We start from the raw sequence: 22,358 nt of genomic DNA, 5'->3' as shown, positions 1-22,358 counted from the left end.
TGTCAGACTCGCGCCCCAGAACTGGACTTTTGTCCAGTCCGGCGAAAGCAGGTGGAGCGTGGACCCGAGTGATCGGACGGCCCTCGTCGCGTGGGTGCAGGCGTACGTCGCCGAGGCCGGGCGGGACGAGAACGTGGACGCGTTCGTCGCCCAGGTGGACGCGGCGATCCTGGAGGTCCTGCCCGAGCTCGCCGGTGACCCGGTCCTCGTCGCGGACCTGCACGCCAGCACCCGGGCCCAGTTCCAGGTGTTCCTGAGCCTGCTCGAGCGCGAGAAGCAGGAGCTGCTGCTGCCTCCTCAGGCGGTGGACCTGGCGCTGTCGATCGCGCGCCGGCAGCTCGAGCTCGGGGTGCTGCTCAAGGTCTACCGGGTCGCCGGCGCAGCGGTGTGGGAGTACTTCACGGCGACGGTGGCCCAGGTGCCCGAGGACGGTCCCGACCGGACCGCGGTGCTGGTCTACCTGTGGGACCACGGCGGCACCTGGATCAACGAGGCGGTCGAGGCGCTGATCGGCGTGTTCTACGCCGAGCGCGAGGCGACCATGCACGGCGCGCTGGCGCGTCGGACCGAGACCGTGCACGCGCTGCTGCGCGGGGAGCCGCTGTCGGCCGACGAGGCGTCCGCCCTGCTGGACCACCCGGTGCGGATGTCGCAGACCTGTGTCGTGATCTGGTCCGAGCAGGAGACCGCCGCGGACGTGCAGGTGCGGCTCAACCAGACGGCCACGACGCTCGCGGCCGCACTGAACGCGCAGGTGCTGACGATCCCGGCCGGCCGCGGCGAGGTCTGGTGCTGGTGCGCCACCAGGACCAGCCCGGACCTGGCGTCCCTCGACGCGGCGCTCGACGCGGCGGCCACCGAGGGGCTCGGCACCGGCGACGTCCGGGTCGCCGTCGGCACGCCCGGGGCGGGCGTCGACGGGTTCCGCGCCGGCCACCGGGAGGCCGTCGACGCCCAGCGCTACCTCGTCGCGGTGCCGGCCCGCGGCCCGGTGGTGCGGTACGCCGACGTGGAGCTGGCGTGCCTGGTCTCCGCCAACGAGCCCGGCGCCCGGGCGCTGGTCGCCCGCGAGCTCGGCCGCCTGGCCGGTGCCGAGGACGGCCTGGCCCGGGTCCGCGAGACGGTGGCGACCTACCTCGACCTCGGCGCCAGCGTCGAGCAGACCGCGCAGGCGCTCTTCGTGCACAAGAACACGATCCGGTACCGGCTGGCCCAGGCCGAGGAGCTCATCGGGCACCCGCTGTCCGAGCGGCGTACCGAGATCGGGCTGGCGCTGCGCTGCGTGGAGCGGTTCGGCGTCGCCGGCTGATTTGGACGCCGGTCACAACCGCGCTGCCCAGGTTCGTGCAGATGTCCGTGGGCAGCCGGCTCCTGGCTTGGCAGTCTCCGGGTTCAGCACAGCGAGGTGACCCGGACCACACCTCGCCGAACCAGGAGGTGTGCCGTGGAGCTGCTCGACGTCGGGTTGCCGTTGCTCGCATTCATGCTCATCCCGGTGTGGATCCCGCTGATCGCGATCGCGGTCGGCGCGATCGGCGACCGGATCAGCCCGCCGCGGTCGTCGCCGGCGCAGGTCGCCGTCCGCGACGCCAAGGCGCAGAGCCTCGCGCTGCGCACCCGGGCGCACGCCCCGGCGCCGGCGTACGCCGAATCCCTGGCCGCCTGATCAGCGCCACCGGCCGGCGAGCGGGCAGTCGAAGGGATCGCGGGCGCGCAGCCCGACGTTGTTGAGGTAGCCGACCACCAGGGCGTAGGAGTGCACGAGCCCGACCTCGGTGTACGGGATCCCGGCTCGTTCGCAGTGCGCCCGCACCAGGGGCCGGGCCCGTTTCAGGTTCGGGCGCGGCATGTTCGGGAACAGGTGGTGCTCGATCTGGTAGTTCAGGCCGCCGAGGGCGAAGTCGACCAGCGGACTGCCGTGGACGTTGCGCGAGACCATCACCTGGCGGCGGAAGAAGTCCAGCTTCATCGTGGCGGGCACGATCGGCATCCCCTTGTGGGCCGGGGCGAAGGCCGCGCCGAGGCAGAACCCGAAGACGGCCATCTGGGTGGCGAGGAACGCCGCCGCGAGACCGAGCGGGAGGAACCACACCAGGACGGCGACGTACGCCGTCAGGCGGGTGACGACAAGGAACGCCTCCAGCCGCCGCCAGGGCTCGGTCGAGGACCGGTCGAGCGTCGCCCGCACGCTGGAGACGTGCAGGTTGGCGCCCTCGAGCGCCAGCAGCGGGAAGAAGAACCAGCCCTGCCGGTGGGCGAGCCACCCCGACAGCCCGGTCCGGGCCGCGATGACGTCCGGGGTGAAGCTGATGGCACCGGGCGCGATGTCGGGGTCGTACCCGGCCCGGTTCGGGCCCTGGTGGTGGCGGGAGTGCTTGGCCCGCCACCAGCTGAAGCTCAGGCCGGCGAAGACGCCCGCCAGGATCCGGGCGGTCCAGGCGTTCCAGGCTGCGGAGTCGAACATCTGGCGGTGAGCAGCGTCGTGTCCGAGGAAGCCGAACTGGGTCACGACGACCCCGAGCGCACCGGCCAGGAGCAGCTGGAACCAGGAGTCACCCAGGACGGCGAAGACCACCCAGATCCCGGCGAACGAGAGCACCGCGACGGTGATCTCGGTCCAGTAGTAGAGGTGTCGACGCCCGAGCAGTCCCGCCTCGCGGACGTCCTTCGCGAGGTCGGTGTACGCGCTGACGAACCCCTCGTGGGACGGTCTCTGACGGACTGGCACGGCAACGCTCCTGATCAGGAAGAGGCGTCACCCGGGAGTCCGGAGGTGATGGTGCGACGTGGTGGAGAACCACTTCTCCGAGTGAAGCACCGGACGCGCGCGCTGTCCATGCTCACCGCAGTGCGACCGCTGGGTGGGTGCTGGTCGGCAGCTCGACGAGCGCCTCGAGCTCGGTGACCACCTCGGCGGGGGTCTTGCCGCGAGGCCGGTGCAGGACGTCGAGCAGCGCGCTCGCCGACTCCGCGACGGTGAACCGGGTCGCCGCGACCCGGCGCTCGTGCTCGGTGACGCGGCCGCTGCCGATCGCCCGCTGCAGACCGGTCGCGAGCGCCTCCGCGTCGTCCGGTACGACGAGGGTGACAGCGCCGCAGTCGGTCTCCGGGAGGCCACCGTCGTCGGAGGCGACGACCCGGCACCCCGCGTGCTGCGCCTCGATCGAGACGATGCCGAAGGTCTCGTGCCAGTACTGGCTGTTGGACGGGATCAGCACGATGTCGTGGGCCGCCATCAGCGCCGCCATCGCGTCGGGGGTCTTGCGGGAGGAGACCACGTGGACGCCCGGGTGGGCGTCGAGGAGGAGCCGGATGATGGCGCCCTGGGGCTTGTCCTCCCCGGCCGTGGTGGCGGTGATGCTGATCCGCCGGTCCGCGGTGATCTGCTCGCTGTGCAGCATCGCGAGCAGGGTGTAGATCCCCTTCTCGGGGCTCAGCCGGCCGGCGTACAGGACCCGGACCTGCCCGGGATCGGCCGGCAGCCGCTGCTCGTCGCCGAAGCACGGTTCGGCGAACGGGTACACGACGTCGATCGTGGCGAGGTCGACGTCGAGGAAGTCCGACCAGAGCCGCGCCGCGAACCTGCTGGTCGCGATCAGCGCCCGGTTGCTCGTCTGGGCCCTGGCCTCGTGGTGCCGGCCGGCGTGCAGCGGCGGCGGCACGTGCAGGATCTGGTACGCCGGCTCGCGGGTCGCGACGTCGGGGAACTGGGTGACGAAGACGACCGTGCCGTCGAGCTCGCTCACCTCCGCGACGGACCCGAGCGCGTGGAACGGGACTCCCGCGAACTCGTCGCGCCCGTCGGCGGTGCCCAGGCCGATCGTGACCACCCGGGCCGGGACGCCGCGCCGGTTCAGCTCCCGGACGTGGCCGATCGTGTAGTTCTCCGAACCTCCGGTGCCCGCGGGCAGCGGAAGGCCGGCCTCCCACACGAACGAGATCACCCGGTGATATCAGGCTGCGACATCGACTCGCCTCCACCTTGGGTCGCTGCCCCGCCCGCGCTCGGCCGGCGGCGGCAGTCCTGACCCGACCGTAACGGGTGCGGGCAAGGCCGGTCAGGTGCCGACCAGGTACACCCGGGCCTCCCAGGGGGCCAGGCGGTCGGTCTCCCGCTCCCGGGCCGGCCGGTTCCCGAGCAGGACCTGGTCGAGCTCGAGGCCGTCGCGGCCGAAGGTGCCGTCGGCGGCGCTGAGGTTCGCGACGACCCGGATCTCCCGGCTGCCGAGCCGGCGCCGGAAGGCGTACACGTGCTCGTTGCCGACGTCGAGCAGGGCGAAGTCTCCGCGGGCGACCGCCGGCTCGGAGTGGCGGAGCCCGATCAGCTGCCGGTACAGGTGGTAGACCGAGCCGGGGTCGGACCGCTGGTCGGCCGCGTTGAGCCAGACGTGGTTGGGGTTCACCCGGATCCACGGTGTGCCCGCGGTGAAGCCTGCGCCCGGGCCGCTCGTCCACTGCATCGGGGTGCGCGCGTTGTCGCGGCTCTTCCGCCGCAGGACGGCGAGGGCCGCCGCCGGGTCGCCCTGGTTCCGGACGACGGTCTGCTCGTAGTAGTCGAGGGACTCGATGTCGCGGAAGTCGGTGACGTCGTCGAAGACGGCGTTGGTCATGCCGAGCTCCTCGCCCTGGTAGACGTACGGCGTCCCCCGGTGCAGGTGCAGCACGATGGCCAGCGCCGTCGCGGACCCGAACCAGCAGCCCTCGTCGTCGCCGAACCGCGACACCACCCGGGGCTGGTCGTGGTTGTTCCAGTAGAGGCTGTTCCAGCCCTCCTCGGCCAGCGCCTCCTGCCACCGGCCCAAGGTGTCGCGGAGGTCGTTGACGCTGACCGTCCGCTGGGTCCACTTGTCGCCGTCGTGGTCGAGGCTCACGTGCTCGAACTGGAACACCATGTCCAGCTGACCGCGCTTGGAGTCGGTGAACTCGCGGGCCTGCTGCGGGGTCACCCCGGGCATCTCGCCGACCGTCAGGTAGGTGCCCGGCCGCGGCTCGAACACCCGGCGCCGCATCTCGGCCAGGTAGGCGTGCACCCGCGGGCCGTAGGAGAAGTACGGCATCCCGTCGCCGTACCCGGTCGCGGTGACCTCGCCGTCCGGGAGCGCGGGGTCCTTGGAGATGAAGTTGATGACGTCCATCCGGAACCCGTCCACCCCGCGGTCGAGCCACCAGTTCATCATCGCGAACACGGCTTCGCGGACCTCGGCGTTCTCCCAGTTCAGGTCCGGCTGCTTCGCCGAGAACAGGTGCAGGTAGTACTGGTTCCGGTCCGGGCACCACTCCCAGGCGGAGCCGGCGAACGCGGCCCCCCAATTGTTCGGCTCCGCACCGGGCTCGCCGGGCACCGAGCCCGGACGGGCGTCGCGCCAGAAGTACCAGTCCGACTTCCCGCCGAGGTGACCGCGGCGCGACTCGACGAACCAGGGGTGCTCGTCGGAGGTGTGGTTCACCACCAGGTCCATGATCAGCCGCATCCCGCGCTCGTGGACGGCCTCGATCAGGGCGTCGAGATCCGCCAGGGTCCCGAAGAGCGGGTCGATGTCCTGGTAGTCGCTGATGTCGTAGCCGTTGTCGGCCTGCGGGGAGCGGCAGACCGGGGAGAGCCAGACGACGTCGATCCCCAGGCCGGCGATGTGGTCCAGGTGGGCGAGCACGCCGCGCAGGTCGCCGATCCCGTCGCCGTCGGAGTCGGCGAAGCTGCGCGGGTAGACCTGGTAGACCACTGCCGACTGCCACCAGAGCGCGTCCCGGCTCGCGGGTCGCGGCGAGGTGCCGTCGAGTACCACGCGGGCCTCCGTCCCGGGCCCGTACGACGAGCCCGCCCCCGCACGAGGCGGCTCCCGCGAGAGGGGTGCCCCGAACGCTACTCCTCGGGCCCGAGGACTCCCGGCGTACAGTGGGGGCAACTGACCGCATCGGTTCCTCCATCTTGGCGAACACCACCGGTCGAGAGGCGGACGTCATGTCTGCATCCACGGAAATCCCTCCTTTGCCCGAACCGCGCGGTGACCTGCGGCTCCGGATGGCCGACCACCCCGGCAAGAACAGTCTCGACGGCGGTTGGTGGCCCTACAGCCGCGACCTGGTCCTCGAGATGACGGACCTGGCGCGGAACTTCCCGGTCCTGCACGGGCGGATCACGCGCGCGCTCTACTCGCGCCCGGACTGGGACACCGCCCCGCACCGGGTCGATCTCGGCACCAGCCGGCTCAAGCTCGGGTCGTTCCCCGAGGACGACACCCACGTCCTGGTGGTGCAGACCGCGAACCGGGAGCGGCTCACCCTGCTGGTCGTCCCGCCGCGTTTCACCCAGGCCCAGGGGGAGGAAGCACTGCTGGCCGCGGCGACCCCGGGCAACGCGCACTCCGGCGGCGAGGTGCTCCACGAGGTCACCGACCATCCCGACGCCGATCCGGCCGATCGCTGGGGCCGCGCCGAGGACGGGACCCCGTACGCCGGCAGCCAGGCCTGACGGGCCTGCCGTGATCGGCAACGTGGAGACGGCCTTCGACGGAGTCCGCTGGTACAACCGGATCGTCGGCAGCAGCGTGGCCGCGAACTACCGTGACACCGCGCTGGAGGCCGAGCTCAAGGGACGCGAGATGGCGCGCGCCCGGCGCGTCGACCACATCGTGCTGGACGAGGACGGCGGCGTGGTCAGCCACACGCGGTACTGACCGAACGACGAACGGCCCCGCCGGGAGGGGCGGGGCCGTCAGTCGCTGGAGTCAGAGGGCCTTGTCGACCTTCTCCTGGACCTTGTCCTTGACGTCCTCGATCTTGTCCTTGATGCCGGCCTTCTTCTGGTCGGCCTCACCTTCGGCCTTGAGCGAGTCGTCACCAGTGATGGCGCCAGCGGCTTCCTTGCCGCGCCCGGCCAGATCCTCGGCCTTGTTGTGGAGCTTGTCGTCGGTTCCCATGGGAGTCCTTCCTCGGTTGCGGACCTGGTCCCTGTACCCGTCGCGGCCGGATGCACACGTGCGGGTGCCTCCGGGTGCCCCGTCCCGGGTGCCGCCGCGGCGCGATGCATGGCGCCGACCGGAGCGGGTACGCCCTCACCCATGACGACCGGGGCACGCTCGTACTGGGACCGCGCGGTGCCGGTGGCCGCCGAGGACCGTCGGAGCGAGGACTCCGACGTCGTCGTCGTCGGTGCCGGTCTGACCGGCCTGTGCACCGCTCTGCTCCTCGCCAGGGCCGGACTGGAGGTCGTCGTCGTGGAGGCGACGCGCGTGGGCGCGCTGGCGTCGGGGAAGAACACCGGCAAGGTCTCCGTGCTCCAGGGCACGAAGGTCTCCCAGATCTCCTCCACCCACTCCGCCGCCGTCGCGCGCGCCTACGCGGACGCGAACAGCGAAGGGGCCGCCTGGCTGCGCCGGTTCTGCGACGACCACGGCGTCGGGTACCAGCTGCGTGACGCCATCACCTTCGCTGCCGACGCGGCGGCGGTCCCGGCGGTCCAGGACGAGCTGAGCGCGCTGACGCGGCTCGGTCTCGACGCGCGCTGGCGTTCGTCGCTGGACGTCCCGTTCGACGTGCACGGGGCCGTGGTGCTCCCGGACCAGGTGCAGCTCGACCCGATGGCGGTCCTGGAGGCGCTGGTCCAGCAGCTCGAGGGCCACGGTGGGCGGGTCGTCGAGGGCGACCGGGTGGTCGCCGCCTCGTGGGGCCGCTCGCCGGCGGTCCGGACCGCCGCCGGACGACGGTTCCGGTGCCGGCACCTCGTGCTCGCCACGGGGGCACCGATCCTCGATCGCGGGCTGTACTTCGCGAAGCTGGAGGCGCGCCGCTCCTACCTGCTGGCCTTCACCGGCGCGCAGAAGCTCCCGGGCATGATGATCTCGGCGGGACCGGAGGTCCGGTCGCTCCGGGACGTCCCCGGGGATCCCGACGTGCTCCTCGTCGGCGGGGCGGGGCACGTCGTGGGCCGCGGCCGCGCGGAGGGCGCACGGGTCGAGGAGCTCAGGCGCTGGGTCGGCCGGCACTACCCGGACGCCGTCGAGACGCACGCCTGGTCGGCCCAGGACTACCGGAGCCACGACGGCATCCCGTACGTCGGCCGGCTGCCGCGAGGCCGGGGGTCCATCTGGCTCGCTGCCGGGTACGACAAGTGGGGCCTCGCGAACTCCGTGGCCGCGAGCCTGCGGATCACCGGCATGATCCTGGGCGACTCCCCGTCCTGGGCGGTTCCGCTGGAGCGCCGCGTCACCCGCCCGGCCGACGCGGCCACCCTGCTCGGGTACAACCTCCGTGCCGCCGGCACCGCGGCCGCGCGCCTGGTCGAGGCCGAGCGCCGTACGGTGTCACCCGACCACCCGCCCGTGGTGGGCCAGGTCGGGCGCGTCGGGGTCGATCCGCGTCCGGTCGGAGTGGTCGCGGAAGGATGCGCCGTCCGCGCGGTCTGCACCCACCTCGGCGGCACGCTGCGCTGGAACGACGCCGAGCAGAGCTGGGACTGCCCGCTGCACGGCTCGCGCTTCGCTCCCGGCGGGGAGGTCATCGAGGGGCCGGCCGTCACGCCGCTGACGCCCTGGGAGAACGGATGACGCGGTCAGGTGGTTCGCGACGGGCACCGCGACGCTCGGGTGGCGGGCCAGCCGTGACCGGCGAGGAGTACGCCGGCGCGCCGAAGGCCGAGTCGCCGAGCGACCTGACCGGCTCGTCCTGGCGCTACCTCGCCCGCAGGACGGCTCGCGAGTTCTCGACCGACCAGTGCACCGACATCGCCGCCGCGCTGACCTACTACGCGCTCCTCTCGGTGTTCCCGGCGGCGATCGCGATGCTCTCCGTCGTGGGCTTCGCCGGGCAGGGGGAGGAGACGGTCCGCACGCTGCTGCAGATCCTCCGCGACGTCGGTGCCACCGGGGCCGCGGACAACCTCGCGCCGGTGCTGCGCGAGCTGAGCCGGACGCAGAACGCCGGCCTCGGGCTGGTGCTCGGCCTGGCGGTCGCGCTCTGGTCGGCGTCGGGCTACGTCGGCGCGTTCGGACGTGGCATGAACCGGATCTACGGCGTCGACGAAGGACGCCCGCTGTGGAAGCTGCGGCCCACGGTGCTGGCCGTCACGGTCGTCACCGTCGTGCTCGCCACCCTGGTCGCGCTCGGGCTGGTCCTGACCGGTTCGGTGGCCCGCGCGGTCGGGGACGCGATCGGCCTCGGGTCGACCTCGGTCACGGTGTGGGACGTCGCCAAGTGGCCGGTCCTGATCGCGGCCGTGGTCCTGATCGTCGCCCTGCTGTACTACGCGACCCCGAACGTGAAGCAGCCGAAGTTCCGCTGGATCAGCCCGGGTGCCGTCGTCGCGATCGTGGTCTGGGCGGCGGCGTCGGCGCTCTTCGGCCTCTACGTCGCGAACTTCTCCAGCTACAACAAGACCTACGGGTCCCTGGCCGGGGTCGTGGTGTTCCTGCTCTGGCTCTGGATCACCAACCTGGCGCTGCTGTTCGGTGCCGAGCTGGATGCCGAGCTCGAACGGGCCCGCGAGCTGCAGGCCGGGCTCCCCGCCGAGGAGACCCTTCAGCTCCCGGTGCGGGACGACCGCGGCATCGTCGCGGCCGGGAAGAAGGACCGGGAGGACGTCCGGCGCGGACGCACGCTCCGCCTCACCCGCGGCCGGCACCAGAGCCTGGGGCACCGGGAGCCGGGGAGCGAGCAGCGGGAGGACGCCCACGATCCGCGCTGACGGTCGACCCTCACGTGTCGTCCGCGACCTGGTCCGGGTCGACGTCGGTCGCCGGGCCGGCCGGGGTCGCGCCGCCCTCGGTCGACCAGTCCTGACCGGGCTCGTCGGAACGGGCCGGATCGGAGACCGTGTCGGCGGTGGCACCACCGGTGTCCTGCCCCTCCCGGCCGTCGTCGGTCTTCTGCTGACTCTCGCTCATGGCGCTGCCTCCGTCTCGGGGTGTCGGTTCGGTCTGGTGCTTGAAGTACCCCGCGCGCGGTCGTTGACGCCCTCGTTTCGGTGGCCGGGCCGCCGGGTACCGGGTGCTCGTCGGCGCACTTCTGGCCGACTGCTCCGCCGGCGGCGGCGGAGACGCGGGCAGGAGGACCAGAGAAGTGGGGCGGCATCCAGGCAGTAGTCGTGCGGGTCGGCGCATCCGACCCGTCCTGCTGGTCGTCCTGGTCCTCGTCGTGGCGGTGACCGGCTGCTCGGTGCGCATCGGCGCGGCCGGGTCGTCGAGCGCCTGGGCCGAACAGGCGGACACCACCTTGGGTACGGCGGTGAGCAGCCTCGGCACCACGGAGCTGGTCCTGGAGAACCAGCGGGACTCGAACCTCACGCAGAACTTCGTGGTCGTCGCCGTGCGGGACTCGATCACCACCTTGGACAAGGAGACCGCGAGCTTCCTGACGACCCAGCCGCCCGGCGGGACCGAAGAGGCCAACCGCCGGGTCGTCGCCGCGCTGCTGCGGTCGCTGGAGGTGCTCAACACGGCCAGCAACGCGGCGACGGCCGGGGATGCCGCCGGCCGCCGGCGGGCCCTCGCCGCCGTCAAGCTCCAGTACCGCTCGGTCACGGCGCTGCAGGCGGACCTGCCGGGGATGATCCCGTGAAGCGCCTGCTGTCCCTGGCACTGGGCATCCTCACGGCCATCGGGGGCTTCGTCGACATCGGTGACCTGGTGGTCAACGCCCAGGTGGGCGCCAGGTTCGGGCTCTCGATGGGGCTGGTCGTCATCGTCGGCGTGCTCGGTATCTGCGTCTTCGCCGAGATGTCCGGCCGGGTCGCCGCGTGCAGCAACCGGGCCACCTTCGATCTGGTCCGCGAACGGCTCGGCCCCCGGATGGGCCTGCTGAACCTCGCGGCGTCCCTGGCCGTCACCGTGCTGACCTTCATCGCCGAGATCGGAGGTGTCGCGCTCGCGCTGTCGCTGGTCAGCTCCGTCAACGACCTGTTGGTGGTGCCGGTCGTCGGCCTGCTCGTCTGGCTGGTCCTCTGGCGGGCGAAGTTCTCGGTGATGGAGAACGTCCTCGGCCTGCTCGGTCTGGCCCTGGTGGTGTTCGCGGTGGCGCTGTGGAAGCTGGCGCCGGCGTGGGGGGACCTGGCGCACCAGCTCGTGACGGCCGACAAGCCGGCGGACGAGACGTGGACGACCTACGCCTACTACGCGGTGGCGCTGTTCGGTGCCGCGATGACGCCGTACGAGGTGTTCTTCTTCTCCTCGGGCGGGGTCGAGGAGGGGTGGACCGAGAAGGACCTGAGCACCATGCGGTCCAACGTGTTCGTCGGGTTCCCGCTCGGCGGCATGCTCTCCCTGGCGATCGCGGGCTGCGCCGCCGAGGTCTTCGGCCCGCTGTCGGTCGAGGTGTCGTCCCTGAGCCAGGTCGCCCTTCCGGTCGGGGTGGCGCTCGGCAAGATCGGGCTGGCCGTCGCGCTGCTCGGCTTCGTGGCCGCCACCTTCGGCGCCGCGTGCGAGACCGGGCTGTCCGCCGGCTACAGCCTCGCCCAGTACTTCGGGTGGCAGTGGGGCAAGTTCGTCAAGCCTCGCGACGCGACCCGCTTCCACCTGGTGCTCCTGCTCGCCACCCTGGCGGCGGTCGCCGTCCTGATGACCGGCGTCGACCCGATCATGGTCACCGAGGTCTCGGTGGTCGCCTCGGCGGTGGCGCTGCCGCTGACCTACTTCCCGATCCTCGTCGTCGCCAACGACAAGGACTACATGGGTGACCACACCAACGGCCGGGCCGCGAACGCCCTCGGGACCGTCTACCTCGTCCTGGTCTTCGTCGCCGCGGTCGCGGCGATCCCGTTGCTGGTGATCACCGGAATGGGGTCGTGATGGACAACCGGCTCGAGCGGGAGAGGTTCGACGCGGCGCTGCACCTGCTCGACCGGCAGGTCATCGACGTCGACGGCATGCACGTGTGCAAGGTCGACGACCTCGAGCTCAGCTTCCGTCCGGGCGCCGCACCGGCGATCACCCGGGTCCTGACCGGGCCCGCGGCTCTGGTGCCCCGGCTCTCGAGCAGGTCCGGTCACTGGCTGCGCGCGCGGTGGATCAGCCTCGGTGTCCAGTACGCCGACCGGGACGTGCCGCTCTCGTTCCCCCTGGACACGATCACGCACCTCGGCTCCGCCGTGGAGCTCTCGGCGCACCGCGACGGACTCCTCGACCGCCAGCCCCGGCCACCGAGCGGGACGACCCTGAAGCGGATGGGGGAGCTGATCGGGATGAAGGTGCTCAGCGACCACGACGAGCTCCGCGGGAAGGTCCTCGACGTCCGGGTCGACCCACGCGGCGACGGGCTGGTCCTCACCCACGTCGTCGTCGGGCCCGGGCGCCCCGGCTCGCTCCTCGGCTACGACCGCGGCGACTTCAACGGTCCCTGGCTGGTGAACCTGGTCGTGCAGTGGCTGCACCGTCACATCCGGATCGTGCCCTGGGACGCGGTGGAGGACATCGACTGGGACGACGCGGTCCTGCGGGTGCGACCCGACGCCGCGGTCGTGCACATCGCCGAGGATCGCGGCCGCCGGCGTCGGCGGGCCTGATCGATGCGGCTGCGCAGGGTCTCCCAGCACGACCGGGGGTGGCGTCGGGTCCGGCACGGGCGAGGCTTCCGGTACCTCGACGAGAACGGGGAGCCGCTCGCCCCGGAGGACGTCGAACGCGTCCGCGCGCTGGTGATCCCGCCCGCGTGGACCGAGGTCTGGATCTGTCCGCACCCGCGGGGCCACCTCCAGGCGGTCGGCACGGACGGTGCCGGACGACGCCAGTACCTCTACCACCCGCAGTGGCGGTCGCAGCGGGACCTGGAGAAGTTCGACCGCGTGATCGACCTCGGCGAGAAGCTCCCCGGACTGCGGCGCAGGCTCCGTCGGGAGCTGTCCGCCGAGGTCGGCGAGAACGGCACCGAGCGAACCCGGGTGCTGGCGCTGGCGGTCCGCCTGATCGACCTCGGCTGCTTCCGCCCCGGGTCCGAGCAGGCCACCGCGGAGAACGAGACCCACGGTCTGACCACGCTCGAGCGGCGACACGTCACCTGCAGGAACGGGACCGTCACCTTCCGGTTCGTCGGCAAGGCCGAGGTCGATCACGAGATCGTGATCGAGGACCCGGTCGTCGTCGAGGCCGTCACCCGGCTGCGCCGGACCCGGCGCTCGGATCCGCGCCTGCTGGCCACGAGGACCGGCCGGCGGTGGCACCCGGTCACGCCCGAGGAGGTCAACGAGCACATCCGGCAGCTGACCGGCCTGGACGTCACCGCGAAGGACTTCCGGACCTGGCACGCCACCGTCACCGTCGCGGCCGAGCTCGCCAGACCTCCGGCGCCGGAGTCGGCACGCGCCCGCAAGCGCAGGGTCAACGAGGCGCTCGCGGAAGCAGCGGACCTGCTGGGCAACACCCCGACCGTCGCGCGGTCCTCCTACGTGGACCCGCGGGTCCTCGACCTCTTCGAGTCCGGGACGGTGCTCGCACCGCTTCCCGAAGGCCCCGACGCCCTGGACCGGGCGGTGGCACGCCTCCTGCGGGCCGAGTCGGGCTGACGGGGCGGGCCGGTCCGGCTGCGGTCCGTCAGAACGCGGTGCTGGTGCGCGCGGTCAGGTCGCGCAGCAGGCCCGCCATCCCGTGCTCGCGATGGAACCGGCGCTGCCGGTCGTACTCCGGCTCGGCGTACAGGAGTCGCTCGAGGGCCGACAGCGGGCCGTCGAGACCGTCCGCGGCGAGCACTGACCGCGCATCGCTGATCGCCTGGACGGCGAGCTCCCGGACCGGGCGCATCGTGCCGTGGAGGTCGACGATGCGCGCGTCGAGACCGTCGCGGGCCACGCGGAAGTCGTTCTCCGCGAGAACGGCGGAGGGGACGTCGACCTGCCGGGGACGCTCCACGGCGGCCCTCGCCAGCCCCTGGACGAGGCTGACCATCCCGGCGACGACGGCGAGGGACGGCTGCGCATCCAGGACGCGCACCTCGAGCGTGCCGAGCCGTGGACGCGGCCGCAGGTCCCACCAGATCCAGCTGTCGTCGGGCACCTCGGCCGCGGCGGCGAGCGCGTCGGCGAGGACCAGGTACTCCTCCCAGCACCGGAACACGGGCGGGACGCCGCTCCGCGGGTAGGACCCCACGACCGCCCACCGCGCCGACGCCAGGCCCGAGTCCCGGCCGTGCCAGTACGGCGAGCCGCAGGCCAGCGCCCGGAAGAGCGCCAGCTGGTGGCGCAGGCCGCGCATCGCGACGAAGGCCGACTCGGCATCGGGCATCCCCACGTGCACCTGGAGCGCGGCGGTCGGGGTCCGCAGCAGTCCTGCCAGGCTCGAACCGATCGCGTCGTAGCGCGCCGATCTCGTGACCGCGACGTCGCCGAGCTCTCCGGCCGGGTGCACCCCGACGGCCATCGCCCGGCCGCCCGCCGCCCGCAACGCCGAGCGCAGGTCGCGCAGGCAGCTGCCGACCTCTTCCCCGCTCCGCGCCACGGGGGTGGCGAATTCGATCTCGGCCCCGAAGAGCTCCGGCGTGACCGTGCTGCCGGAGCGGCCGGCCAGGGCCGCCACCAACCCGTCCCGCGGAGTCGCCAGCAGGCGGTTCCGGTCGTCGACGAGCAGCAGCTCCTCCTCGGCGCCCACCGTGAAATCGCCGCCGACGGCGAACGCCGCATGGCTCGGGACCGCCTGCTCCTGCTGCCGGAGGAGGTCGTCAACCGGTTCCGGGATCGGCAGCTCGATGCTCGAAGGACTCACCCTTGCGCCTTTCCGTGCTCGGCATCGCCCTGGGTCGCGTTGCCTGCCGTGTGACGGTCCAGTACCCGGGATCGGTTCCGGCGAACGTCGGGGAGGTCGGGACGGCCTCCGGGTTCAGGCGTGGACCGGCTCGCTCGGGTCGAGCTCGTTCTCGACCCCGGGGTCGCCGGCATCGGCGTGGAAGTCCTGCGGCCGGGTCCGGTCGACACCCTCGTCGACCCCCAGCGCCCGGAGGACGACCGTCAGCACCACGGCGACGAGCAGGTTGGCGGCGAAGGCGATCAGCGCGATGTAGAACTTGGTCTCGGTGCCCGGGAAGTTCACGAGAGGGCCACCGAAGTGGTCCTGCACCGGCGACTTCACGCCGTACGCCAGCCAGGTGCCGTAGGCCATGCCGACCGCCCACCCCGCGAACAGCGCCCACCGGTGCATCCACCGGGTGTAGAGGCCGATCACGATGGCCGGCAGCGTCTGCAGGATCCACACCCCGCCGAGCAGCTGCAGGTTGATCGCGAAGTCCTTGGACAGCGCGAGCACGAAGACCAGCGCCCCGAACTTCACCAGCAGCGAGACGACCTTGCTCTGCGTGGCCTCCTGGGCGTGGGTGGCGCCGGGGTTGATGAAGGCGCGGTAGATGTTGCGGGTCCAGAGGTTGGCGGCCGCGATCGACATGATCGCGGCCGGCACGAGAGCGCCGATGACGATCGCCGCGAACGCCACGCCCGCGAACCACGGGCTGAACTGGTCCTCGAAGAGCTGCGGCACCGACTGCTGGGGGTTGTCGACCTTGACGCCGGCCGCGATGGCGACGAAGCCGAGGAGGGCGAGCAGCCCGAGCAAGAACGAGTACGCCGGCAGCAGGGCCGCGTTGCGGCGGATCACCGACCTGCTTCGCGTCGAGAGCACCCCGGTCACCGAGTGCGGGTACATGAACAGCGCCAGCGCGGATCCGAGCGCCAGGGAGGCGTACGCCCACTGCAGCGGTGGCGGCGGCATCGTCGCCTTCGGGGACGCCTGCCCGGCGGCGATCGCGTCGGCGTTCGCCTTGTTGAAGTCGGCGAAGCCGGCCGACACCGAGGAGAAGATGTGGTCCCACCCGCCGACCTGCGACGGGATGTAGACCACCGCGACGATGATCACGAGGTAGATCAGCGTGTCCTTGACGAAGGCGATCAGGGCCGGCGCACGCAGGCCGCTGGAGTAGGTGTAGGCGGCGAGCACGACGAACGCGATGAACAGCGGCAGGTCCTGGGCGAACCAGCCGCTGCCGGTGCCGATCCCCATCACCTCGAGCACCACCTGCATGCCCACCAGCTGCAGGGCGATGTAGGGCATCGTCGCCAGGATGCCGGTGAGTGCGACCACCAGCGCCAGGCTGCGGCTGTCGTACCGGCCCTGCACGAAGTCCGCCGGCGTGACGTAGCCGTGCCGGTGGCTGACCGACCACAGCCGCGGCAGGAACAGGAAGATCAGCGGGTAGACCACGATCGTGTACGGGACGGCGAAGAAGCCGACCGCGCTGCCGGCGTACAGGGTCGCGGGCACCGCGATGAAGGTGTACGCGGTGTAGATGTCGCCCCCGATGAGGAACCAGGCGATGAAGGTGCCGAAGCCGCGCCCACCCAGGCCCCACTCGTCGAGACTGTCCAGCGACTTCGCGCGGCGCCAGCGTGCGGCGGCGAAGCCGAGCACCGTCACGACCAGGAACAAGAAGATGAAGACGCCGAAAGCGACGCCGTCGACGTTGTCGATCACGGTCGGTCACCGGCCTTCCGGTCCGAGCCCGTCCCGTCGGGAACCTCCGGGAGCCCGTGGCGGAGCCGGTCGGCACGATCGGCGCGGAGCGCGATGAGGTACGCGGGGAGCGTGAGCGCGACCGCGATCAGGATCAGTGCGAACTGGAACCAGTAGAAGAACGGGAACCCGAAGAGCGTCGGGTCCTCCCGGTCGTAGAGGGCCACCCACAGCGGCAGGACGATCGCCGGGGTGAGCAGCAGTCCGATCAACGCCCAGTGCCTGGCCGGGCTGCGGTCCTGAGAATTCGGTTCCACGACACACCCTCCTCGCCCGGGGCCTCGCCCGGGGGCTCGTCCGGCGCCGGGAGGCCGCCGTCGGTGGTTCCCCGCGCACCTGCGGTACCCCGCGGTGGTCGATGCATGCCCGGCTTGAACAGCCTGGCGCTGGGTACGGGGTGCTTCACACCGTCGGCCCGCCCGCGAGAGGCAGTTGCATGAAATCGAACGTCGTTGACCTGATCATGTCCGACCACCGCGAGCTGGAGCGGCTCTTCGTCCAGCTGCAGACGGAGCCGGAGAAGCGGCCGTTGCTGACGCCGGTCATGGTGGCGCTCCTGACCGCGCACAGTCGCGCCGAGGAGGCCGAGGTCTACCCCGCCGCGGCATCGGCCGGCATCGCCGAGGACGTCGAGCACAGCCAGAAGGAGCACCTCGAGGCCGACCAGCTCGCCGCCGCGGTCGCTGCGGCCGATCCGGGCGGAGCCGGCTTCGACGCGAAGCTGGAGAAGCTGATCCACGCGGTGACCCACCACATCCAGGAGGAGGAGTCCTCGGTGCTTCCCGGCATGCGGACCAACCTGGACGCGGACACGCTCGACAAGCTGGGGGAGTCGTTCCTGGCCAGCCGCGGCGAGCACCTCGGCGAGATGCCCGAGGACATCACCAAGGCCGACCTCGAGCAGCAGGCCGCGAACGCGAACGTGACCGGAGCGTCCTCCCTGTCCAAGCAGGCGCTGGCCGAGAAGCTGAAGGCGACCGCCGAGGAGTGCTCGCACCTCGCTGAGGCTGTGCCCCGGAGCCGCGCGCGCCTAGGGTGAGGAAACAGTCCTTCGAGAGGCGGTCACGACCATGGGACTTCTGCGTGGACGGCGCGACGGCGCCGGGGACCCGCAACGGTTCCGGATGAAGGAGAAGCTGGCCTCGATCGGCGACGACTTCTGGATCGAGGACGAGCAGGGCCAGCGCGCCTACCGGGTGGACGGGAAGGCGATGCGGCTCCGGGACACGTTCCTCCTCGAGAACGCCTCCGGGCAGGAGGTCGCGAAGATCCAGGAGAAGAAGCTCAGCGTCCGCGACAAGGTCGCGATCGAGCGGGACGGCCACACCGTGGCGACCGTCAAGAAGGCGATGGTCGGGATCCGGGACCGCTTCGCCATCGACGTCGAGGACGGTCCCGACCTCAAGGCGAAGGGCAACATCGTCGACCACGAGTACGAGATCGAGCGCGACGGTGACACCGTGGCGAACATCTCCAAGCGCTGGTTCCGGGTCCGGGACACCTACGGCGTCGAGGTGACCGAGGGCGAGGACGTCGGACTCGTGCTCGCCATGGTCGTCGCGCTGGAGTCGCTGACCGACTGACTCGCCCGGTCGCCCGGGGTCAGACCGTCAGCGACGCCGGCGGTTCGACCTCGAGCGCGCGCAGCGCCTCGGCGTACGTCGCCACGTTGCGCAGCTTGACCGTCTCGTAGCCGCGGACCAGGTCCGGCAGCTCCGCGATCCGCACGGCGCGCTCGTAGCCCTCGACGGTCAGGTCGCCGGCGAGGTCGAGCACGAGAGCGCGGTAGTGGTCGCGCAGGTCGCGCTCGATCTTGCGGAGGTGGGCGTAGCCGAACACGTCGGCGCGGGTGCCGCGCAGCGCCTTCATCCGGGCCAGCGCGCGCAGCGAACCGTGCGAGCGGGGCTTGAAGCTGATCTTCTTGGTCCGGCCGAGCGCGCGCAGCACCGGCGGGTGCAGCTGGAAGGCGACCTCGCCGCCGGGATAGGACCCGCCGACCGACTCCAGGAACTCCGGGTCGGTGAGCAGCCGGGCCACCTCGTACTCGTCCTTGTACGCCGTCAGCTTGAACAGCTGCCGGGCCACCGCCTCGCTGAACCGGGTGTCGGTGGTGAGGGCGCGTTCGGCGGCCGCGACCCGGACGACGGCGTCGACGTAGGCGTCGGCGAGCCGCTCGTCCTGGTAGCCGACCAGGTCGGTGGCCCGCTGCTCGACGATCCGGCGGAGCTCGCCGGTGAGCCCGGAGCCCGTGACGGAGGCCGGGACCTGCCGGGTGACGACCGGTGCGGTGCGCTGGTTCACGGCCCGGAACGCCGCCGGGTCGGCCACGGCCACCCGGCCCCAGCGGAAGGCGGCGACGTTCGCCGCGACCGCGGTGCCGTTGATGCCGATCGCTTCCTCGATGGCCGCGGCGGGGAGCCGCAGGGCCCCGCTCTGGTACGCGGCGCCGACGAGCAGGAAGTTCGCGGCGGTGGTGCTGCCGAAGATCCGCTCGGCGGTCTCGAGGGCGTCGAAGTCGACGAGGTCGCTCGTCGCGGAGGTGACCCGCGCGAGCAGGTCGGTCTCGTCGGGGTGCTGGACCGAGGGGTCGTGGACCATGGCGCCGGTGGGGGTCCGGCTGGTCGAGACGACGGCCCGGGTGCGTCCGGCATCGCCGAAGAGCAGGTTGCGGTCCTCGGCGAGGGTGAGCAGGTCGAACCCGAGGAAGCAGTCGGCCGAGCCGGGGGTGAGGCGGTTGGCCGGCTCGAGGTCGCCGTCGGCGAAGCGCAGGTGGCCGACGACCGGCCCGGCCTTCTGGCTGAGTCCGGTCTGGTCGAGCGACTCCACGGAGTAGCCGGCCCGCATCGCGGCGGTGGCCAGCACCTGGTTGACCGTCACGATGCCGGTGCCGCCGATGCCGACCATGAAAACGTTCTGCGTGGAGCCGACGCGCGCTTCGGCCAGGCTGGGAGCGACCTCGGGCGGGGTCGGGACCGACCGCTTCCGGGAGGTCGACCGCGTCTTCCGCCGCGGCCGGCGGCGCGTCTTCGGGGCGGTCTCGACGGTCACGAACGAGGGGCAGTCGCCGTCCAGGCAGCTGTAGTCGGTGTTGCAGGAGGTCTGGTCGATGCGGGTCTTGCGGCCGTACTCGGTCTCGACCGGCTGCACCGAGAGGCAGTTGCTCTTCTGGCCGCAGTCGCCGCAGCCCTCGCAGACGGCTTCGTTGATCACGACCCGCTTGGTGCGCGCCGGCAGCCCGCCGCGCTTGCGCTGGCGGCGCGCGTCGGCGGCGCAGTGCTGGTCGTAGATCAGCACCGTGACCCCCGGGACCTCGCGGAGCATCCGCTGGGCCTCGTCGAGCCGGTCGCGGTCCCAGAGCAGCGTGCCGGGGGCGAGGTCGCGTCGCCGGTGGCGGGAGGGGTCCTCGGCGCAGACGACGATCTTCGCGACGCCCTCGGTGTGCAGCTTGCGGGTGAGCTGCGGGACGGTGAGCGCGCCCTCGGCGTCCTGGGCGCCGGTCATCGCGACGACCTCGTTGAAGAGGAGCTTGTACGTGATGTTCACCCCGGCGGCGATGCAGGCCTGCACGGCGAGCTGGGCCGAGTGGAAGAAGGTGCCGTCGCCGACGTTCTGGAAGATGTGCTCGGCGTCGGTGAACCAGGCCTGGCCGATCCACTGCGCGCCCTCGCCACCCATCTGGGTCACGCCGGTGACGGTGCTCTCCGGACGGTCGGAGATGGTCACCATCGCGTGGCAGCCGATCCCGCCGCCGCCCATCGAGCCGTCGGGGAGCACGGTGGAGCGGTTGTGCGGACAGCCCGAGCAGAAGTACGCCGAGCGGTTGACCGGCAGCAGCGGCAGCGCCTTGCGCGTCACCGGGGGAGGAGTCACCGTCAGCCAACCCTCGAGCGCGTGCCGGAGCGGGGCCAGGAGACGACCCGCGGTGAGCTCGCCGTCGGCCGGGATCAGCTGTCGCCCGGCGGCGTCCTTCTTCCCGAGCACCTTCGGCGCCCGCTCGGTGCCGTAGAGGAGGTCGCGGATCTGCATCTCGATGAACGAGGTCTTGTCCTCGACGACGAGGATCTCGTCGAGGCCGTGCGCGAGGCGCCGGACCGCTTCGGGCTCGACGGGGCTCATCAGGCCCATCCGCATCAGGCGCACGCCGGCGGCCACCAGCGCCTCATCGGTCACGCCGAGGTCGGTGAGCGCCTGGCGCAGGGAGTCGAAGCAGCTGCCCGAGGCGACGAGACCGAGCCGCGCCGCCGGCGCGTCGACCTCGACGACGTTGAGGCCGTTGCGCGCCGAGTACTCGTGGACCAGCGCCGTGCGCGGGCCCACGAGCTCGGCCTCGGCGCCGACGATCATCGCCGGCCGCAGCACGATCGGGCTCTGCGTGTAGGCGTAGGGGTGGCCGTTCCAGTCGATGGCCGGCGTCACGGGCGTGACGTGGAGGTCGGCCCCGTCGACCATCCAGGCACCGTCGGCGACGTCGGCGACGATCTTGAGCGCGACGACGCAGCCTGATGCCCGCGACATCTCGATCGCGTGCAGGCCGAGGGTGACGATCTCGGTGGCGTTGCGCGGGAACAGCACCGGAATCCCGAGGGCTGCCAGGGACCGCTCGCTGACCGCCGGCACGGTCGAGGACTTCGACGCCGGGTCGTCGCCGACCAGCAGGACCGCGCCGCCGCGCCGGTTGACGCCGTACATGTTGGCGTGGCGCAGGGCATCGGTGGCCCGGTCCACTCCCGGACCCTTGCCGTACCAGAACCCGGTCACGCCGTCGTGGGTGCCGGTGCCGAGCGGCAGGTCGACCTGGCTGCCCCACACGGCGGTGGCGGCGAGCTCCTCGTTGAGCCCCGGGACGAAGCGGATGTCGTTCTCGTCGAGGACGTCCTGCATGCCGGCGAGCAGCCGGTCGAGGCCACCCAGCGGGCTGCCCTGGTAGCCGGAGACGAAGGAGGCGGTGCGCAGGCCGCGGCGGCGGTCGAGGGCCCGGTGCTCGACGAGGAGCCGGGCGATCGCCTGCACGCCGGTGAGCAGCACCGGGGGAGCGTCCGTGCGGAACCGGTCGTCGAGGTCGTAACCGGTGTCGGTCTGCGCCGGCAGGCCGACGGCGCGCTCGTCGACGAGGTCGGCGGTGTAGGTGCTGGCGGCCATCGGCACTCCTGGATCGGCAGGCGGGGGTCGCACGAGGATCCGTGAGAAGTGGGCCCGGTCACAACTCGGACAACCCACTTTGGCGACGATCCGCAACTCCTGCCGAGTGATCGTGCCTCTGCGCGCAACGAACCAGCATCAGAGGTTACGCTTTCTTGCGTGAGCGAACTGGCTGTCATCGACGACATCGACCGGACGATCCTGGACCTGCTCCGCGAGAACGCGCGCCGGTCGCTGCGCGACATCGCCGCCCTCGTCGGACTGACCGTGGCGCCGGTGCAGCGCCGGATCGCCCGGCTGGAGAAGCTGGGCGTGATCGAGCGCTACACGGTGCAGGTCAACCACGGCCGGATCGCCACCGGCATCGAGGCGATGACCGAGCTCACCTTCTCCGACGACCTCGACCTCGCCCAGGTGCTCGAGTTCGTCGCGCAGATCCCGGAGGTCGCCGGCGTCCTCACCCTCGCGGGTGACCCCGACGCGCTGGTCCGGATCAGGGTCGAGGGCGTCGAGGACCTGCGCCGGGTGGTCGGCCAGCTCCGCGCCGGGGCCGGCGTCGCCAGCACGAAGACCCTCGTGGTGCTGGAGGAGTGGACCCGGCTGAGCTGACGTTTCCTGGAAGGTGTGGCGTGGATCTCCTCGTCCGGGGCGCCCAGTTAACGTGCCGGAAACATTTCGGAGACAACCGAGGTCATCGGGCGGCCTACCTTCGGCGGAGCGTTCTCACCTGACGCGGTCCGACTAGGA

22 protein-coding genes are annotated in these 22,358 nt (G+C 71.9%); 13 read left to right on the top strand and 9 right to left on the bottom strand.

Translation table 11 applies throughout. The features are described 5' to 3' along the window. Positions 1-58 precede the first annotated feature (58 nt). Both AB4Y76_RS17075 and AB4Y76_RS17070 read left to right on the top strand, forming a co-directional pair. Positions 59-1,309, top strand: a complete 1,251-nt coding sequence (locus AB4Y76_RS17075; RefSeq protein WP_441927430.1) for a PucR family transcriptional regulator — start codon at positions 59-61, stop codon at positions 1,307-1,309. A gap of 135 nt (positions 1,310-1,444) precedes the next feature. Further along, positions 1,445-1,666 (top strand): hypothetical protein, encoded by a 222-nt coding sequence (locus AB4Y76_RS17070; RefSeq protein ID WP_441927428.1) that lies wholly within the window; start codon positions 1,445-1,447, stop codon positions 1,664-1,666. Here the strand turns inward: AB4Y76_RS17070 and AB4Y76_RS17065 are convergent, their stop codons facing one another. From AB4Y76_RS17065 to AB4Y76_RS17055, 3 genes are all read right to left on the bottom strand, one after another. Continuing rightward, positions 1,667-2,728, bottom strand: coding sequence for a fatty acid desaturase family protein (locus tag AB4Y76_RS17065; protein WP_441927426.1), 1,062 nt, complete (start codon positions 2,726-2,728; stop codon positions 1,667-1,669). Positions 2,729-2,840: 112 nt separating this feature from the next. After that, positions 2,841-3,944, bottom strand: a complete 1,104-nt coding sequence (locus AB4Y76_RS17060; RefSeq protein WP_441927424.1) for a glycosyltransferase family 4 protein — start codon at positions 3,942-3,944, stop codon at positions 2,841-2,843. A gap of 114 nt (positions 3,945-4,058) precedes the next feature. Then, the gene (locus AB4Y76_RS17055) at positions 4,059-5,783 is read right to left on the bottom strand and encodes an alpha-glucosidase (RefSeq protein ID WP_441927422.1); all 1,725 of its coding nucleotides are present in this window, start codon (positions 5,781-5,783) and stop codon (positions 4,059-4,061) included. A gap of 236 nt (positions 5,784-6,019) precedes the next feature. On the opposite strand from AB4Y76_RS17055, the gene AB4Y76_RS17050 reads away from it, so the two are divergent. Together AB4Y76_RS17050 and AB4Y76_RS17045 are read left to right on the top strand one after the other, a co-directional pair. Then, positions 6,020-6,469, top strand: a complete 450-nt coding sequence (locus AB4Y76_RS17050; RefSeq protein ID WP_441927420.1) for a DUF5994 family protein — start codon at positions 6,020-6,022, stop codon at positions 6,467-6,469. Between the two features lie 10 nt (positions 6,470-6,479). Continuing rightward, on the top strand, positions 6,480-6,674 hold the full coding sequence (locus AB4Y76_RS17045; protein ID WP_441927418.1) for a hypothetical protein: 195 nt from the start codon (positions 6,480-6,482) through the stop codon (positions 6,672-6,674). A 51-nt stretch (positions 6,675-6,725) separates the two neighbouring features. Here AB4Y76_RS17045 and AB4Y76_RS17040 read toward each other — a convergent pair whose 3' ends face one another. Then, positions 6,726-6,917: a CsbD family protein gene (locus tag AB4Y76_RS17040; RefSeq protein WP_441927416.1), complete on the bottom strand. Its 192-nt coding sequence runs from the start codon at positions 6,915-6,917 to the stop codon at positions 6,726-6,728. Positions 6,918-7,058: 141 nt separating this feature from the next. Between AB4Y76_RS17040 and AB4Y76_RS17035 the strand changes: the two genes are divergently transcribed. Both AB4Y76_RS17035 and AB4Y76_RS17030 read left to right on the top strand, forming a co-directional pair. Next, positions 7,059-8,543, top strand: coding sequence for an FAD-dependent oxidoreductase (locus AB4Y76_RS17035; RefSeq protein ID WP_441927414.1), 1,485 nt, complete (start codon positions 7,059-7,061; stop codon positions 8,541-8,543). A 53-nt stretch (positions 8,544-8,596) separates the two neighbouring features. Continuing rightward, a complete protein-coding gene (locus AB4Y76_RS17030) occupies positions 8,597-9,679 on the top strand; it encodes a YihY/virulence factor BrkB family protein (RefSeq protein WP_441927412.1) in 1,083 nt (360 codons plus the stop codon). A 10-nt stretch (positions 9,680-9,689) separates the two neighbouring features. Here AB4Y76_RS17030 and AB4Y76_RS17025 read toward each other — a convergent pair whose 3' ends face one another. Beyond that, positions 9,690-9,878, bottom strand: coding sequence for a hypothetical protein (locus AB4Y76_RS17025; protein WP_441927410.1), 189 nt, complete (start codon positions 9,876-9,878; stop codon positions 9,690-9,692). A gap of 250 nt (positions 9,879-10,128) precedes the next feature. Between AB4Y76_RS17025 and AB4Y76_RS17020 the strand changes: the two genes are divergently transcribed. From AB4Y76_RS17020 to AB4Y76_RS17005, 4 genes are read left to right on the top strand one after another with little or no spacing between them, the layout of a single operon-like run. Beyond that, entirely contained in the window at positions 10,129-10,551 is a 423-nt protein-coding gene (locus AB4Y76_RS17020) for a hypothetical protein (protein WP_441927408.1), read from the top strand. Further along, positions 10,548-11,777, top strand: coding sequence for an NRAMP family divalent metal transporter (locus tag AB4Y76_RS17015; protein ID WP_441927406.1), 1,230 nt, complete (start codon positions 10,548-10,550; stop codon positions 11,775-11,777). The genes AB4Y76_RS17020 and AB4Y76_RS17015 overlap by 4 nt, the downstream gene beginning before the upstream one ends. Continuing rightward, positions 11,777-12,490, top strand: coding sequence for a PRC-barrel domain-containing protein (locus tag AB4Y76_RS17010; RefSeq protein WP_441927404.1), 714 nt, complete (start codon positions 11,777-11,779; stop codon positions 12,488-12,490). Before AB4Y76_RS17015 ends, AB4Y76_RS17010 begins: the two co-directional genes overlap by 1 nt. A gap of 3 nt (positions 12,491-12,493) precedes the next feature. Continuing rightward, positions 12,494-13,486, top strand: coding sequence for a DNA topoisomerase IB (locus AB4Y76_RS17005; protein WP_441927402.1), 993 nt, complete (start codon positions 12,494-12,496; stop codon positions 13,484-13,486). Positions 13,487-13,514: 28 nt separating this feature from the next. On the opposite strand, the gene AB4Y76_RS17000 is transcribed toward AB4Y76_RS17005, so the two are convergent. From AB4Y76_RS17000 to AB4Y76_RS16990, 3 genes are all read right to left on the bottom strand, one after another. Further along, a complete protein-coding gene (locus AB4Y76_RS17000) occupies positions 13,515-14,678 on the bottom strand; it encodes a carboxylate-amine ligase (protein ID WP_441927400.1) in 1,164 nt (387 codons plus the stop codon). 114 nt (positions 14,679-14,792) lie between these two features. Next, positions 14,793-16,433 carry a monocarboxylate uptake permease MctP gene (mctP, locus tag AB4Y76_RS16995; RefSeq protein ID WP_441927398.1) on the bottom strand — a complete coding sequence of 547 codons (1,641 nt, stop codon included), beginning with the start codon at positions 16,431-16,433 and terminating at the stop codon, positions 14,793-14,795. Next, positions 16,430-16,729: a DUF3311 domain-containing protein gene (locus tag AB4Y76_RS16990; RefSeq protein WP_441927396.1), complete on the bottom strand. Its 300-nt coding sequence runs from the start codon at positions 16,727-16,729 to the stop codon at positions 16,430-16,432. Before AB4Y76_RS16990 ends, mctP begins: the two co-directional genes overlap by 4 nt. Positions 16,730-16,908: 179 nt before the next feature. Between AB4Y76_RS16990 and AB4Y76_RS16985 the strand changes: the two genes are divergently transcribed. After that, positions 16,909-17,511 (top strand): hemerythrin domain-containing protein, encoded by a 603-nt coding sequence (locus AB4Y76_RS16985; RefSeq protein WP_441927394.1) that lies wholly within the window; start codon positions 16,909-16,911, stop codon positions 17,509-17,511. Between the two features lie 31 nt (positions 17,512-17,542). Continuing rightward, entirely contained in the window at positions 17,543-18,055 is a 513-nt protein-coding gene (locus AB4Y76_RS16980; protein ID WP_441927392.1) for an LURP-one-related/scramblase family protein, read from the top strand. Between the two features lie 19 nt (positions 18,056-18,074). Here AB4Y76_RS16980 and AB4Y76_RS16975 read toward each other — a convergent pair whose 3' ends face one another. Next, positions 18,075-21,611: an indolepyruvate ferredoxin oxidoreductase family protein gene (locus tag AB4Y76_RS16975; protein WP_441927390.1), complete on the bottom strand. Its 3,537-nt coding sequence runs from the start codon at positions 21,609-21,611 to the stop codon at positions 18,075-18,077. Positions 21,612-21,770: 159 nt separating this feature from the next. Between AB4Y76_RS16975 and AB4Y76_RS16970 the strand changes: the two genes are divergently transcribed. Next, positions 21,771-22,220, top strand: coding sequence for an Lrp/AsnC family transcriptional regulator (locus AB4Y76_RS16970; protein WP_441927388.1), 450 nt, complete (start codon positions 21,771-21,773; stop codon positions 22,218-22,220). Positions 22,221-22,358 lie beyond the last annotated feature (138 nt).

Origin of the sequence: Marmoricola sp. RAF53 (assembly GCF_052114005.1) — a bacterium.
Taxonomy (GTDB): Bacteria; Actinomycetota; Actinomycetes; order Propionibacteriales; family Nocardioidaceae; genus Marmoricola.
The sequence above is the reverse complement of the archived record's forward strand: the minus strand, read 5'-3'. Positions and strand labels throughout refer to the sequence as shown.

What these genes read in the sequence shown, in the direction of transcription:
- AB4Y76_RS17050 (WP_441927420.1), top strand. Translation starts at nt 6,020, where the DNA reads ATGGCCGACCACCCCGGCAAGAACAGTCTCGACGGCGGTTGGTGGCCC.
- AB4Y76_RS17040 (WP_441927416.1), bottom strand. Translation starts at nt 6,917, where the DNA reads ATGGGAACCGACGACAAGCTCCACAACAAGGCCGAGGATCTGGCCGGG.
- AB4Y76_RS17035 (WP_441927414.1), top strand. Translation starts at nt 7,059, where the DNA reads ATGACGACCGGGGCACGCTCGTACTGGGACCGCGCGGTGCCGGTGGCC.
- AB4Y76_RS17025 (WP_441927410.1), bottom strand. Translation starts at nt 9,878, where the DNA reads ATGAGCGAGAGTCAGCAGAAGACCGACGACGGCCGGGAGGGGCAGGAC.
- AB4Y76_RS17010 (WP_441927404.1), top strand. Translation starts at nt 11,777, where the DNA reads ATGGACAACCGGCTCGAGCGGGAGAGGTTCGACGCGGCGCTGCACCTG.
- AB4Y76_RS17005 (WP_441927402.1), top strand. Translation starts at nt 12,494, where the DNA reads ATGCGGCTGCGCAGGGTCTCCCAGCACGACCGGGGGTGGCGTCGGGTC.
- AB4Y76_RS16985 (WP_441927394.1), top strand. Translation starts at nt 16,909, where the DNA reads ATGAAATCGAACGTCGTTGACCTGATCATGTCCGACCACCGCGAGCTG.
- AB4Y76_RS16980 (WP_441927392.1), top strand. Translation starts at nt 17,543, where the DNA reads ATGGGACTTCTGCGTGGACGGCGCGACGGCGCCGGGGACCCGCAACGG.
- AB4Y76_RS16975 (WP_441927390.1), bottom strand. Translation starts at nt 21,611, where the DNA reads ATGGCCGCCAGCACCTACACCGCCGACCTCGTCGACGAGCGCGCCGTC.